General features: G+C 38.3%; 14 protein-coding genes and 1 pseudogene. 2 read left to right on the forward strand and 13 right to left on the reverse strand.

The features are described 5' to 3' along the window. The 6 genes and pseudogenes from J4P91_RS16785 to J4P91_RS16810 form a co-directional block, all read right to left on the reverse strand. A pseudogene (locus J4P91_RS16785) lies at window positions 1–1,328 on the reverse strand (DNA translocase FtsK); the annotation flags it as partial. A gap of 402 nt (window positions 1,329–1,730) precedes the next feature. After that, window positions 1,731–2,345, reverse strand: a complete 615-nt coding sequence (gene ytpR / locus J4P91_RS16790; protein WP_207995028.1) for a YtpR family tRNA-binding protein — start codon at window positions 2,343–2,345, stop codon at window positions 1,731–1,733. After that, on the reverse strand, window positions 2,342–3,154 hold the full coding sequence (locus tag J4P91_RS16795) for a DUF1444 domain-containing protein (protein WP_207995029.1): 813 nt from the start codon (window positions 3,152–3,154) through the stop codon (window positions 2,342–2,344). Before J4P91_RS16795 ends, ytpR begins: the two co-directional genes overlap by 4 nt. A gap of 79 nt (window positions 3,155–3,233) precedes the next feature. Then, window positions 3,234–3,548: a thioredoxin family protein gene (locus tag J4P91_RS16800; protein ID WP_000838194.1), complete on the reverse strand. Its 315-nt coding sequence runs from the start codon at window positions 3,546–3,548 to the stop codon at window positions 3,234–3,236. 83 nt (window positions 3,549–3,631) lie between these two features. Further along, the gene (locus J4P91_RS16805; RefSeq protein WP_207995030.1) at window positions 3,632–4,141 is read right to left on the reverse strand and encodes a DUF84 family protein; all 510 of its coding nucleotides are present in this window, start codon (window positions 4,139–4,141) and stop codon (window positions 3,632–3,634) included. Window positions 4,142–4,386: 245 nt separating this feature from the next. Then, window positions 4,387–5,460 carry a M42 family metallopeptidase gene (locus J4P91_RS16810; RefSeq protein ID WP_207995031.1) on the reverse strand — a complete coding sequence of 358 codons (1,074 nt, stop codon included), beginning with the start codon at window positions 5,458–5,460 and terminating at the stop codon, window positions 4,387–4,389. A 142-nt stretch (window positions 5,461–5,602) separates the two neighbouring features. Here J4P91_RS16810 and J4P91_RS16815 point away from each other — a divergent pair, with 142 nt between their 5' ends. Continuing rightward, window positions 5,603–5,914, forward strand: a complete 312-nt coding sequence (locus J4P91_RS16815; protein ID WP_017153832.1) for a PepSY domain-containing protein — start codon at window positions 5,603–5,605, stop codon at window positions 5,912–5,914. A gap of 179 nt (window positions 5,915–6,093) precedes the next feature. Here J4P91_RS16815 and J4P91_RS16820 read toward each other — a convergent pair whose 3' ends face one another. The 6 genes from J4P91_RS16820 to trmB all read right to left on the reverse strand — a co-directional run bounded on the left by J4P91_RS16820 (window position 6,094) and on the right by trmB (window position 12,774). Next, a complete protein-coding gene (locus J4P91_RS16820; RefSeq protein WP_207995032.1) occupies window positions 6,094–7,245 on the reverse strand; it encodes a thiolase family protein in 1,152 nt (383 codons plus the stop codon). Next, the gene (locus J4P91_RS16825) at window positions 7,242–8,114 is read right to left on the reverse strand and encodes a 3-hydroxyacyl-CoA dehydrogenase family protein (protein ID WP_207995033.1); all 873 of its coding nucleotides are present in this window, start codon (window positions 8,112–8,114) and stop codon (window positions 7,242–7,244) included. Before J4P91_RS16825 ends, J4P91_RS16820 begins: the two co-directional genes overlap by 4 nt. 91 nt (window positions 8,115–8,205) lie before the next feature. Next, window positions 8,206–9,351 (reverse strand): acyl-CoA dehydrogenase family protein, encoded by a 1,146-nt coding sequence (locus J4P91_RS16830; RefSeq protein ID WP_207995034.1) that lies wholly within the window; start codon window positions 9,349–9,351, stop codon window positions 8,206–8,208. Then, on the reverse strand, window positions 9,351–10,919 hold the full coding sequence (locus J4P91_RS16835; protein ID WP_207995035.1) for a fatty acid--CoA ligase: 1,569 nt from the start codon (window positions 10,917–10,919) through the stop codon (window positions 9,351–9,353). Before J4P91_RS16835 ends, J4P91_RS16830 begins: the two co-directional genes overlap by 1 nt. 211 nt (window positions 10,920–11,130) lie before the next feature. Further along, the gene (locus tag J4P91_RS16840) at window positions 11,131–11,994 is read right to left on the reverse strand and encodes a YtnP family quorum-quenching lactonase (protein WP_207995036.1); all 864 of its coding nucleotides are present in this window, start codon (window positions 11,992–11,994) and stop codon (window positions 11,131–11,133) included. Window positions 11,995–12,120: 126 nt separating this feature from the next. Next, a complete protein-coding gene (trmB, locus tag J4P91_RS16845; protein WP_207995037.1) occupies window positions 12,121–12,774 on the reverse strand; it encodes a tRNA (guanosine(46)-N7)-methyltransferase TrmB in 654 nt (217 codons plus the stop codon). A gap of 278 nt (window positions 12,775–13,052) precedes the next feature. Between trmB and J4P91_RS16850 the strand changes: the two genes are divergently transcribed. Next, the gene (locus J4P91_RS16850; protein ID WP_017153825.1) at window positions 13,053–13,331 is read left to right on the forward strand and encodes a YtzH-like family protein; all 279 of its coding nucleotides are present in this window, start codon (window positions 13,053–13,055) and stop codon (window positions 13,329–13,331) included. Between the two features lie 5 nt (window positions 13,332–13,336). On the opposite strand, the gene J4P91_RS16855 is transcribed toward J4P91_RS16850, so the two are convergent. Continuing rightward, complete coding sequence (locus tag J4P91_RS16855) at window positions 13,337–14,134, reverse strand: phosphotransferase family protein (RefSeq protein ID WP_207995038.1); 798 nt, start codon at window positions 14,132–14,134, stop codon at window positions 13,337–13,339. Window positions 14,135–14,230: the final 96 nt, after the last annotated feature.

A 14,230-nucleotide genomic window follows, 5' to 3' on the forward strand; every position in this document is an offset into this window, starting at 1 on the left:
GCTTCAACTTCCGGCGTTGTTTCTTCAGCTTCTTCCACCGCTTCAACTTCCGGCGTTGTTTCTTCAGCTTCTTCCACTGCTTCAACTTCCGGCGTTGTTTCTTCAGCTTCTTCCACCGCTTCAACTTCCGGCGTTGTTTCTTCAGCTTCTTCCACCGCTTCAACTTCCGGCATTGTTTCTTCAGCTTCTTCTACTGCTTCAACTTCCGGTGCTGTTTCTTCAGCTTCTTCAGCTTCTTCCACTTCCGGTGCTGTTTCTTTAACCTCTTCAGCTGTTTCCTCCACTACTTCAGCAACATTTTCTTCTAAAGTAGTTTTCTCCACTAGCTGTTCTTCTTCTATTTCTCTCTTATATTCATTTTCTTCCGTTGACGTTGTATCCATGTTCTCTACAGTAGAATCTAATAATTCACCTTGTAGAGATTCTTCATTTCCTCCGTTATCATATTCTGATAACACCACTACATCTGGTTCTTGCTCAAATACCTGTACAGTTTCAACAGTATGCTCTTCTTTCTTATTATCCTGTCCAACTGATTTATGTAACAAGCCATCAGTTACAAATGGACGAGAGTCTGAAGTGACATCTACTTTTTCTTGCTCCTCTAACGAAGTAAGTGAGCGTTCGGAATCGTAACCATTTTTCTCTAACCACTGATCAACAACGGACTTTTCCTCTTTTTTGCTTTCTTGTTGTTGATTATGATCTAGATCTTTCTCCTGCTTCTCAGAAGGAGTAAAGGATTCGTCTGAGAAATTCGCAAGAGAGTATCCTTTTTTCTCTAGCCAAGCATCGACGACAGATTTTCCTTCAACCGATATTTCAAGATCTTCCCGCCCTTTTTCTTCTACCTTAACTTCTTGTTTCTCCACAGACGGACGTTTATATCCAAAGATAGGCGAAATCATTTCTGTTGGGCGAAATGGTCTTCGATTGCTTTCTTGTACTGGCACAGATTTTTTTGGCATGAAAGGCTCTGGCTCAATTTCTCGTTCAATTTGTTGAGGGACAAATGTATGAACTGGTTCTTTTTCTACATAGCTTGGCCGGCGTCTCTCCATGTGCGTTACTCTTGGCAGAGGCTGCTGCTCAACATGTGTTGATTCTTCCACGTTCTCCTCATCAAATCCATCATCAGGTATTAACGGAAAGCGGCATTTCACACCTGAATTCCGACTAGCCATTTGTGCTTCTCTTGCTTCAGTGTAGTGGTTAACACGAGGAATTTTCGGCTTACTTTCAGTGTTCTTCGGTACTTCTTTATTCATCGCTGTTTTTTCTTCCTGATGTTCCTCTTTGTTAAACAGCTTTTTCATCCAATCTAACATGCTTACCACTCTTTCTACTAAATAGTAACATCCTTTATTGTATCAGCATTCGGCAAAAAGTGCAGGTAAAATTACGCTCTTGTATTTTGTCCACATATTCAAATTTTCAGTAAGTACAATATGGTTTTTTGGGAAAAGCGTTACAATCCAAGGACATTTAAGCAAAAAAAATAGCCTCATTCTATCATGAGACCATTTCTTCTATATAAATACATTTTGATTTGCAGGCGTATAAGTCACTGCTATGAAAACAAAAGGTGACCTGCACTCCTTTTCTCTCTTTATTTTAACTTGGCATGGGGCAGGAAGAGGATCTGACCGCTTCTATGCATGGCCAGATGCTCTCTACCACCTTAAAAGAAAGGTTTTATGTCGTTTTTTCACTTTGTACTTATATATCAATTAAAACTTAAATTCTTGTCCAACTTCATAGCTATCTTCTAATACAAGAATACCTTTTTCCTGCGGAGCATCTGGAAGCTCTAATTCACGTGCAGAGCAAAGCATACCAGAAGATGGAGTGCCGCGAAGCTCAGCTGGTTTAATTAACATACCACTTGGCATTACAGCACCGATTTTTGCAACAACAACTTTTTGTCCTGCTTCAACGTTTGGTGCACCGCATACGATTTGCAGTGTATCTGTACCAATTTCTACTTTACAAATGCTTAATTTATCAGCATTTGGATGCTTTTCTTTTTCAGCTACATAGCCAACAACAAATTTCGGCGTGAGGTCTGCTTCTACCTTTTCCTCAAAACCATTCTTCGCTAAGATTTCATTGATTTTTTCAACAAGCTCTTTTGTTAAAGTAATATTTCCTGTTTCCTTTACTTCTACATACGATGACGCATTAAAGATGTTAAATCCTCCTGTTACGTTGCTTTCACGATCATAAACGCGAGCAACATCTCCTTTGCGATCAAATGTACGGTTTTCTAATGTAATATCTTGTAAGGCAACGATTAATGTGTCGCCAATCCCTTCAAGGTTGTAAAAAACGTTCACTATGTTCATCCTTTCTCTTTTTCATCTGTCTTCTTCCGATTTTTCGCTAAAATAAAGATCGGTTCAAAGTCCCCATCTTCATATACAAATGAAAGTGATGTAATCGGAACATGACCTTCAGCAAAAAATTTCATTGTCATTTGTGCAATAATATCATAACCGATTTCGTTCACGATATCAGCAATAATTAAAACATCTTGGTGCGGAACAGCCACCACCATGTCGCCTGAAATCTTGTCACGCATCGATTGTAATAGCGATTCATTTAAAATACGACTCGCATCATATCCATCATTTGTGTTTAAGAAATAAAATGTATTCCCAGCCACTTGATCTTGTTTAAATGTATGGCTTAATGAACGTACATTAAATAATGCCATTTCACGTACTTGTTGCTCTGTAAGCCCTAGCTTTTGTAATAAACGCTCATCAATTAATCGATATGTGTTATTAGAGTCTAAGGCATAATAAATGCGCGTTTCTGCTGTATGATCCGTCATTAAAAATGGATTACCTTCTTCCGCTTGTTTCGGGAAAGAAGTAGAGCGAATGACCGGCAGAATCTTTGCTGCACTGCTTTCTTCTTTATGCATCGCAACTAGCGCCTCTTGCACGTAATAGACAACATCATCAATTGCCGCTTCTTTTTTCACTTCCCATTTCGCTACAACTCCTGGGAGCGAAACATTAATACCTTTTTTTGTATCCTTTTGTTCAATGCGAAGTACATCTTTTTCACTATCATAATGAAATTCCCATTCTGGACGAGCCAATCTAGTCATTAACTCTTCTTTCATTTTTTTACTTGTCATTTTCATTTTGTTTTCCTCCCTTCCAAAAAAATAACCTCCCCCGCGAAGGTAGAGGTTGTTTTTACAATTTAATTGGCTAATCGCCTTATTTTAACCCTTCAATAAACGCTTCAATTTGTTCTTGTGTTTTACGATCTTTGTTTACATAGCGTCCAGTTTCTTCACCTTTATTGTACGCTACAAAGCTAGGAATGCCAAATACGTCTAGTTTTACACATAGATCAATAAATTCATCACGATCTACATAGTAAAAAGAGAAATCACTATATTTCTCTTCTACTTCTGGCATAAATGGATCAACAAAACGGCAATCTGGACACCATTCTGCTGAGAACATAAAAATGACTTTCTCTTCATTTTTTAACGTTTGGAATTGTTCCATGCTTTCTAATGATTTCATCTATATTTCCTCCTCTAACGAAGTGTATCTTTTCATACTATAATCTTCTTTTATACTACCATACATCACACACGGTGCAAGGTTTATGCTTGTTTTTCGTCATACTTATATTGCCCAACTAATAGCTTTACAACATGTACAAATAATTGCGTGCGATCCACATAATGATCTGTGAAGATTCCGATTGCACCTTCATGACTACGAATATCTTTCCGCTTCACGAACTCCTCCATTACTTCACTTAGCTCTTTTCCATCTTCAAGAGGAGCAAGAAAATCATCAGGCAACTTAATACGTGCCCCGCCCGCTACAAATATTTTGCCTGTACCCGTTGCTAAAGCTCCCCAGTTACACATAAACAAGCCGTGCTCTGTTTTCATTACGCCTCCTTCTAGTCCGATACCAATGTCAGCTTGCTCTTTCTCTAGCACTCGCTTTGCTCTATTGATTGCGCCTTGCATCGTTTCTTCATCAGAAAATGGTTGCGCTGCAACTCCTGAAGGAACTGGGGCGGCAGTGATATTCGCCTCTTTCCATACTTCTTGTACAGCTCCTACTTTTGTTTGATTTTTCGATCCAACTGCTACTTTCATCTTTTTCACCTCTATATAAATTCGTGCTATGCAGAACAAAAGTAACTAACAATCTTGTTTGCTCTTTATTTTAGTTCTTCACTTTCACATCACATAATTTCCAGCCCCGAAAACAAAAACAGATTTCCTCTCACTTCCTCTTTCTGGGTTTACATGATACGAGGCGAAAACAGGAACTGACCGCTTCTACACATGGCTGGGTCCTCTCTCTAATCTAAAAAAGAAAGGGTTTTTAGCCCTTTCTTTTAAGCGTTATTTTTAATCGTTTCCAATGTTGTTTTATCTGTTGCTCTCACAAGTTTCGTAATTAATTCTTTCGCTGCTGCGTAATCATCAACATGTAAAATAGACGCATGTGTATGAATGTAACGAGCGCAAACACCAATTACTGCTGATGGAATACCAGAGTTACTTGTATGTACACGACCTGCATCTGTACCACCTTGTGAAATAAAGTATTGGTACGGAATGTTATGTGTTTCAGCTGTATCTAAAATAAATTCACGCATTCCTCTATGCGTTACCATTGTACGGTCATAAATACGAAGAAGCGCACCTTTTCCTAACTGACCAAATTGCGTTTTATCCCCAGATGCGTCATTTGCTGGGCTTGCATCAAGCGCATAGAAAATATCTGGCTGAATCATATTAGCCGCTGTTTGCGCCCCGCGAAGTCCGACTTCTTCCTGCACAGTCGCACCAGAATATAATGTATTTGGCAATGTTTCATCTTTTAATTCTTTTAACAATTCAATTGCAAGGCCACAGCCGTAACGGTTGTCCCAAGCTTTTGCCATAATTTTCTTTTCGTTTGCCATCGGTGTAAACGGACAAATTGGAACAATTTGTTGTCCTGGTTTCACACCAATTTCAAGTGCTTGCTCATAGCTATCTGCACCAATATCAATTAACATATTTTTTATATCCATCGGTTTCGCACGTTGCGCGTCACTTAATAAATGAGGCGGTATAGAACCAACAACCCCAACAATAGGACCATTCTTCGTCATAATTTGTACACGCTGCGCCAGCAATACTTGACTCCACCAGCCGCCTAGCGTTTGAAAACGAATCATCCCGTTTTTCGTAATTTGTGTAACCATAAAGCCAACTTCATCCATATGGCCAGCTACAAGAACGCGCGGACCATCCTCATCCCCTTTTTTCAGGCCGAACACGCTACCTAAACCGTCTTGAACGATTTCATCTGCATATTTACTTAGCTCTTGTTTCATAAAACGGCGCACATCATGTTCAAACCCTGATGTACCTTGTAATTCTGTTAACGTACGAAATAATTCTAACGTCTCTTTATTCACGAAGTTCCCTTCTTTCAAACCTTAGTAGAATACCTCTTTTATTGTAACGAAATTTTCGAATTGTTTCTAGTTTCTTCTTTTTTCATTAAAATTGCATTATAATTATTATCGATACACTATTTTATAGAAGTGAGGTGAATATATGAGCTGGAAAGGTTTACTAGCTGGTGTTGGTGTTGGTTTTGCAGCTGGTTATCTTGTTGCAAACAAAGTTCAAGAACAATCCCATATTTCTTCAGAAAAAGCATTAAAAATGGTGAAACAAGCATTAAGTCATAAAGGCGAAGTTACTGGCTCTTGGGTACATATGGTTCCAGAGACGTTTGAAAAATATGATGTTGCATATGAAGTATACCGCGGTGGTCTTACAACAATTTTAAATGACATTCAAGAACGATTTGAATTTTTAGTAGATGCAAAAACAGGTACAGTTTTAGAAGTAAAAGCTGCTTAAAAGAACTCGAAAAATCCGAAAACATAAAGTGAAACTTCGATCAGTGGAGGACTTCATTCCCACATCGATTATTCGCCCTTACCAATTAGATTGTTATGGACAATAATAATCTAATTGGTAAGGGCTACAGCTCATGAATAGCGGGATTACAGCGTGCAGATAAATTTCTGCACGCCTTTTCATATTCTTTCAATTATCGTCGCTGTCGACATCCCATGTCCAATGCAAATTGTCAGTAGGCCGTATCTCCCTTGCCGCCTCTCCAATTCATGAAGAAGAGACGTCATTAATTTCGCACCAGTCGCCCCAAGTGGATGACCTAATGCAATCGCACCACCATTAACATTCACCTTTTGTAAATCCGCCTCCATTTCCTTTTGCCATGCTAAAACAACCGATGCAAATGCTTCATTGATTTCTACAACATCCATATCATGAATTGTTAAATTTGATTTTTGCAGTACTTTTTTCGTTGCAGGGATAACGCCATCAAGCATTGTCGTCGGGTCAGAACCAACAACCACTTGATTCACAATACGAGCACGTGCTTTACAACCTAACTCTTTTGCCTTTTCGCTATCCATCAGCAAGATTGCTGCAGCACCATCACTAATTTGACTTGCATTCCCTGCTGTGATTACTCCATTTTCTTTAAACACTGTTTTTAAATTGGCTAACGCTTCATAAGAAGTGTCCCTTCTCGGACCTTCATCATTTTCAACTAATATTTCATTACCTTCTTTATCTACACCACGCAGTGGCACAATCTCTCGCTGAAAGTGTCCCGATTCAATAGCTTGAAGTGCTCGTCTATGGCTTTCTAGCGCGTAAGTATCTAACTGTTCACGGGTAATACCATATTTTTCTGCAATCATCTCAGCAGATACACCTTGATGCACAATTTGATACTTTTCGTGAAGGCTACTCGGTATCGTCTGCTCATTTCCATCACTTAAAATCGGAACTTTTGTCATATGCTCAACACCCGCTGCAATCGTAATGTCCATATCCTCAGATTTAATTTCTTGCGCAGCAAAATGAATAGCCTGTTGACCAGAACCACAGAGCCTATTAATGGTTACCGCTGGAACTGTTATAGGAAAACTTGCTTCAAGCGCCGAAAGTCTTCCAATATTAAAACCTTGTTCATTGATTGGCGTTACACACCCCATAACAATATCTTCTATGAGCCCTTTCTCTATATTCCCCCGTTTTGTTACTTCATCCAGTGCAACTGCCGCAAGTTGTACTGGGTGAAGGAAACGAAACGCTCCATTTCTTTTACCAACTGGCGTACGTACAGCTTCAACAATGACAACATCTCGTTTCATATTTTCTCACTCACTTTCCCTTTTGAATAATCATAAAAACCTTTCCCAGTCTTTCTTCCAAGATGCCCTGCCTCTACAAGTTTCACAAGTGTTTGCGGTGCTCTAAACCTATCACCAAATGCTTCCATTAATCCTGTACTCGCAAATAATAGCGTATCTAGCCCTACATAATCCGCTAATTCAAATGGACCCATTGGATAGTTCAAGCCAAGCCGAATTGCTTTATCAATGTCTTCTTTACTTGCGATTCCTTCTTCATACATACGCATGCACTCTAACATATGAATAGCGATTGCCCGTGACGTCACAAATCCTTGCATATCTTTCACAACAACCGTTTCTTTCCCAATTTCTTCTGAAAGTGCTTTTACTGCTTGTATCGTACTTTCTGCCGTAACCACTCCTCTTACAATTTCAACGAGCTTCATAACAGGAGCGGGATTAAACCAATGCATCCCCACTACTTTTTCTGGACGACTGGTTACACTTGCAATCGCGGTTACACTTAATTCAGATGTATTTGTTGCTAAAATAGTAGATTGCGATGTATACGAATCTAGCTTTTGAAAAATCTCCTTCTTCAACTGTAATATTTCTGGTACCGCTTCAATAACAAGCTCTACATTTTGGCAAGCTTCTTCCAGTACAACTGTAGAAGTAATATGAGTTAGAGTGTAATTTTTTTCTTCCTCTGTCATACGCCCTGCGTTCACGAAACGACTCAAGCTTTTCGTAATAGTTTCATAAGCTTTTCTTAAATTTTCTTCTGATACGTCATACATTTTCACATGTTTACCGCCCATCGCTAACGCTTGGACGATTCCACTTCCCATAATTCCTACACCAATTACTGCGATATTTTGAATCATCATATTCCTCCTATCATTACTTTTCATTTTTTCTATGTAATGTATTTCAACAACGACTCATTTGTTTTGAAATGGTCTTGCATATTCATCGTCATAAGCCCATACTCTTCGCAATAATATTCTTCATAATCTCATTCGTTCCAGCATAAATCGAGCTCACTGGAATATCACGATGACGCCGCGCAATCTCGTATTCTTCCATATATCCATATCCGCCGTGCAGCTGTATGCACTCCGCTGATACTTTTTTTGCAAGGTCTGTTAACCACCACTTCGCCATTGATACTTTTGTTACGATGTTCTCACCATTCATATGAGCGGTAATACAGTCATCTACAAATGTTTTGCCAATTTCAATTTCCGTATACATCTCTGCTAATCGAAACTGTACTGTTTGAAAATCACTTATACTTTTTCCGAATGCTTTTCGCTCTTGGACATAGTTTTTCGTTAAATGTAGCATCACTTCCGCCGCTGTTTTAGCTGCAATTGCAACGATGAGACGTTCTTGCTGCAACTTTTCCATGAGATAATAAAAACCTTTTCCTTCTTCTCCTAATAAATTAGAAGCCGGAACTTTTACATCTTCAAAAATAAGTTCTGCTTTATCTTGACTATGTAAGCCAATCTTTTTAAGTTTTTTCCCTCTCTTAAATCCTTCCATTCCTCTTTCTAAAACGAGCAAACTCATGCCTTTATGAGCGGGCTTAACATTTGTGTCAGTCTTGCAAACAACGACGACTAAATCTGCATGAATACCATTTGTAATAAATGTTTTTTCACCATTCACGACATAATAATCACCTTCTTTTCTTGCAGTTGTTCGAATACTTGCCAAATCAGAGCCTGCCCCTGGCTCCGTCATCGCAATCGCAGTTATACACTCCCCACTTACACATTTTGGTAACCACCGCTTCTTTTGTTCTTCTGTTCCATACTGCGTGAAGTATGGAACGACAATGTCATTGTGCAAACCAACCCCAATTAAACTTGATCCAACTTTTTCAAGTTCCTCATTAATGACAACCGAATATCCAAAATCAGCACCTGCTCCACCATACCGCTCATCTACCACCGGACAAAGAAAACCTTTATTCCCCATACTTATCCAAAAAGAACGAGGAATCATTCCTTCTTTTTCCCATTGGTTATAGTACGGATATGCTTCCTTTTCTAAAAATTTATGAAAAGCATCACGAAAAATGTGATGCTCCTCCTGTAAATACTTATGCCTCATCATATCCTCCCCTTAGCTTCCGCTTCTGTCCCTTGACTACGCAAAATAAACTTTTGAATTTTGCCACTTGCATTTCTTGGAAGTTGTTCAACAAATACATAGCGACGCGGACGTTTATAATCAGCAAGCTCATCACTTGCTTTACAATACTCATCTAATATCTCTTCGGTAAGAGACTGATCTTTTGAAACGATGTATGCTAGAACACGTTCTCCCCAAAGCTCATCTTTCTCTCCAAGCACCGCAACATCTAAAACACTTTCATGTGTATATAAAAAATCCTCGACCTCACGTGGATAAATGTTTTCTCCGCCGCTAACGACCATATCATCAACGCGGTCTGCAACGTACAAGTAACCATCTATATCTACATAACCCAAATCGCCTGAATGATACCATCCTTTATACAATGCTTTTGCTGTCGCCTCCTCATTGTTGTAATACCCTTTCATCAAACAGGAACCTCGCATAATAATTTCTCCGATTTCATACGGTCGTAATATATCATTTGGCTCAGATAGGCCTTCTTCATTTGGACGGACAATACGAATTTCATGATTATAGGCAGCCTTTCCTGCAGAACCTACTTTAGTAAGCTGCTCATTCTCTCGTAAAAAAGTAACTGCCGGTCCCATTTCCGTCATACCATAAGCTTGTACTAATGAAACATTCAATTTTTCATCACATGCTTTTACAAGTGCCGGCGCCATTGAAGCTGCTCCATATAAACCATACCTAAGAGAAGATAAATCATACTGCCCTAAATCTTCCTGCAACATCATGTTCCACATTGTAGGTGCTGCAAACATAACTGTAACCTTCTCTTTTTCAATCGTTTCGAGCACATTCTTTGCATCGAAATGGTGCAGAATAATATTCGTGCCACCGCTATGTACCCTTGGAACGAAGCAACAATGTAACTCAGCACAATGAAACATTGGTGCTGTTACAAGACCACGACTATTCTCGGTATAATGTAAATATGCGATTCCTATTAAACTTTGATCAATAATTTCTCGATGACGATGAAGCACTCCCTTCGGATAACCCGTTGTTCCACTTGTATACATAATGGAACAAATATCCTCTTCTTTTACTTCTACTGTTTCAAATGTCGGTAATGCATTAAATATTTTTTCTTCGTATGAAATAGAAAACGGTGGATGATTTTGGTCAATGTACCAGAACTGAATATGAGGAAATTGTTTATGGATGCTTTGTACTTGGGAGGATAATTGCTTTTCAAAAAGTACGATTTTAGGAGAAGCATCTTCTAATATATAAATGAGTTCTTGTGGTTTTAATCTAAAATTAATTGGGTTAAATACAGCGCCAATTTTTGCACAGGCGAAGCATATAGTTGCTAGTTCACTACTATTAAAGAGAAATGTCGAGACCCGATCACCTTTTTGTATTCCACTTTTTTGGAGCGCATGAGCTAGCTTATTTACCTGTTCATTCCATTCTGTATACGTCCAGCGAATCTGTTTTTTCGGTTCAACAATCGCTTCTTTATTTGGATAATTTCTAGTAGTCAGTTCAAGCAAAGTTCCAATCGTTATATTCAATATATTTCCCCCTTTCGAATAAAACGCTTCTCGTATAGAGCATCTAACAATATAGTAACTCGGAAATATTATAACAATTTTCAGAAAATTTTAAAAGTTATTCTTTCAAAAAATCTTTGCACTGAAGTAGTTTGCAGTTGAAAGAAAACAGAAACACTCTCACTTTTTTGAAGGGAGGGTTAGTCCCCTCCACTCCATGTTCCTATCTTTCTTACACTTTACTTGATACATTTTCCTCTTTTCGTTCTACCTTCTCAACCATATTCCCGTCCTCATCCCACTTCACAGCACGGTAATACGCATCATGATAGAAGCTGAACCACGCTTTTTTCTCTACACCATACTTCATCCATTTTTGCTTATGTTCAATGGACGTCATCGGATAATCATCATAAGCCATTACCCATAATACATTTTGATGTGCGTGCGTTGGCAATAAATCTGCTAAATGGAGCATCGTTTCCCCCTGGCTTTCGAGAACAATCACAGCATGACCATCACTATGTCCGCCTGTACGCACCATCCTTACTTCATCTGAAATTTGTATTTCTTCTTTGAAGATAACAACTTGTTCTATAATCGGCTCCCAATTTTCTTTCCAATATGTATTACGTGAGCGAATATTTGGGTTTCTCATTTCATTCCATTCTGTTTCTGACACGTACACTTTTGCATTCGGGAATACTGGAACAAGCATACCATTTTCCCATTTTGTTAAACCAGATGCATGATCGAAATGAAGGTGCGTCATTAATACGTAATCAATATCTTCAGATTTTAAACCAAGATCAGCTAGAGAAATTTCAACTGACGATTCTTCCGTTACACCTTGATTTCGCTTCATCTTTTCATTCATTTTATCATTTCCAATTCCTGAGTCGATAAGCATGTTTCCATCTTTCGTTTGCACAAGCAATGGGTCTGTCCGTAAATAAATATGATTTGTATCATTATGTTTATATTTACGAGACCATAAAATTTTCGGTACAACTCCAAACATTGCTCCTCCATCTAAATGAGTGTTCCCACCGCGCAGCCATGTTACTTTAATTCCTCCAATTTGTAAACATTCCATTCCTTTATTCCCCCTTTTCTATTTGATTTTAACATAAAATTCAGATTATTTTATTTCATAAAGTGAAACTTGAATTTTGAGGTGGGCTCTTACTGCCCGTTAATGCGTGATAAAAAAACCTGCGCATTACTGCGCAGGTTCTGTACGATATTTCGCTTCAACACGATAAATACGATGCCCTTTACTAGAAAACTTCTCTTCATATTCCGTCATAATGTTACCTTCGAAATCACTGTTATGAAGATCTAAGCTAAGGAATGTTAATAGCATGCCGTATTCAGCCATACTCATAAGAGAGTATTCAAATAAACTTTGGTTATCCGTTTTAAAATGAATCTCTCCACCTGTTACTAACACTTCTTCATAATTGCGTAAAAATGTTTTATACGTTAAACGACGCTTCTCGTGACGATTTTTTGGCCATGGATCTGAGAAATTTAAATATACACGATCAATTTCGCCTTCTGCAAAGAAAACTGTTAAATCTTCAGCATCTTTATTAATTAATTTTAAGTTTGGTACTTCTTCTTCAATTAACTTATCAAGCGCATCTACGATAACACTTGTGAATTTTTCAATCCCGATATAGTTAATATGTGGATTCGCTTTTGCCATCTCATAAACAAAACGGCCACGTCCTGTTCCCACCTCAATATGGATTGGCTGCTCATTGCCAAACACCTCTTGCCAATTGCCACGACGCTCCTCTGGGTTTCCAATTACAAACTGTGAATACTCATTGATTCGATCCATTGCATATGGTTTATGTCTTAAACGCATAGATGTCTTCCTCTCTTTACCAGACTATTTTTTGAAGGTTCATTCCTTCTTTCTTTTTTGATCAATCTATCAAACAAAAAACCAAGTACGTACGAGCACTCGGTCCGCTTCTTTCAAGTATAAGGTGTACCATTTTGATACAAACTACAAAGAGCATAGAACGAAACTTTCATTCCTATAGAAACGTTTCGTTAGTCACTGATTAGCTACTCCATGACGAAACAGAAATTTTCTCTTACTTGTTCAAATTGAACAACAATCGAAAGGATGATCCAGTCATGCCGATTAATCAACAACATCAATTAGAAGTTTTAAAAGATATTTTAGTCAATCACCAAAGTGATTGCTGTGGAACGGTTTCTGAGTGCGAACAATTAGAACGGCTCATTCAATCACTACTTGCAAACGATAGTGTGAACAGCGATGTAAAAGCAATGCTAAACGATGTATATTACTATAGTCAATCGGGTAAATATTCTCCTGATCTAGACAATCATATTTCCAATAATCAAGAGCAACTCACACAATGGATTTCTGGAATGGACAATTTTTCTTAATTTATTTACTCTGAAGCAAGTAGTTGCTGTAAATATTGATGCCAATATTCAGCTTCTGCTTGCTGTTTTTTTGTTGTATGCCATTGAACAGATAAAATAGTTTGTGCCACTACATACCACTTCATACGATGAACCAATGATTCATTCATTTCAATCCCATAATACCCTAGCCACTCGTCCCATTCGTGACGCGGAACATACCAATGTAATAACATGCCAAGATCAAGGGCAGGATCTGCAATAACAGCTCCGTCCCAATCAATTAAAAATAATTCATCTTCATCCGATAATAACCAATTGTTATGATTTACGTCACAGTGACATACGACAAACTCATCATATTCAATATCCTTCAGTGTGGCTTTTAAATACCCCAGCCCTGTCTGAATCGTTTCATCCGTTCTTATGTCTCCCCTTAAAATAAAATACAATTGTTCTAATAACTCCTGTGCATGCAGCGGCTGCTTTCCAAGCCTTTGTATCATCTGCACAAGCGCTTTAGACGAATGTATTTTTTTTAAAAGCTTCGCAACACGTTCAAGTTTCATATCCTCTGGCTCTAGCTTTTTCCCTGAAAGCCACTTTTGAGCAGAAATCACATCACCGTTTGTCACTCTTCTTGTCCAAAGTAATTTTGGAACAATTCCTTCTGCCGACAATACCGCTAAAAAAGGCGATGTATTCCGCTTTAAAAATAGCTTTTGTTGTCCATTTTGCGCAATATATGCATCGCCCGTTGCACCACCAGCTGGTGTAAGACTCCACTCTTCTCCTAATAATTGTTCCAACCATTCCATATTCATTACCCGTTAACAAATCCTTATCTTTTATAGTTATGAAAAGAAAAACCGCAACACCTTTTGAAGATGTTGTGGATTCATATAATTTTTTTACTTTAG

The sequence above is a fragment of the Bacillus sp. XF8 genome, assembly GCF_017498755.1.
Classification (GTDB): Bacteria; Bacillota; Bacilli; order Bacillales; family Bacillaceae_G; genus Bacillus_A; species Bacillus_A bingmayongensis.

Coding starts and splice junctions, on each gene's coding strand:
- J4P91_RS16795 (WP_207995029.1), bottom strand. CDS start 3,154: ATGAAAATGACAAGTAAAAAAATGAAAGAAGAGTTAATGACTAGATTG.
- trmB (WP_207995037.1), bottom strand. CDS start 12,774: ATGCGTTTAAGACATAAACCATATGCAATGGATCGAATCAATGAGTAT.
- J4P91_RS16825 (WP_207995033.1), bottom strand. CDS start 8,114: ATGATTCAAAATATCGCAGTAATTGGTGTAGGAATTATGGGAAGTGGA.
- J4P91_RS16840 (WP_207995036.1), bottom strand. CDS start 11,994: ATGGAATGTTTACAAATTGGAGGAATTAAAGTAACATGGCTGCGCGGT.
- J4P91_RS16830 (WP_207995034.1), bottom strand. CDS start 9,351: ATGAGGCATAAGTATTTACAGGAGGAGCATCACATTTTTCGTGATGCT.
- J4P91_RS16820 (WP_207995032.1), bottom strand. CDS start 7,245: ATGAAACGAGATGTTGTCATTGTTGAAGCTGTACGTACGCCAGTTGGT.
- J4P91_RS16850 (WP_017153825.1), top strand. CDS start 13,053: ATGCCGATTAATCAACAACATCAATTAGAAGTTTTAAAAGATATTTTA.
- J4P91_RS16855 (WP_207995038.1), bottom strand. CDS start 14,134: ATGAATATGGAATGGTTGGAACAATTATTAGGAGAAGAGTGGAGTCTT.
- J4P91_RS16800 (WP_000838194.1), bottom strand. CDS start 3,548: ATGAAATCATTAGAAAGCATGGAACAATTCCAAACGTTAAAAAATGAA.
- ytpR (WP_207995028.1), bottom strand. CDS start 2,345: ATGAACATAGTGAACGTTTTTTACAACCTTGAAGGGATTGGCGACACA.
- J4P91_RS16805 (WP_207995030.1), bottom strand. CDS start 4,141: ATGAAAGTAGCAGTTGGATCGAAAAATCAAACAAAAGTAGGAGCTGTA.
- J4P91_RS16815 (WP_017153832.1), top strand. CDS start 5,603: ATGAGCTGGAAAGGTTTACTAGCTGGTGTTGGTGTTGGTTTTGCAGCT.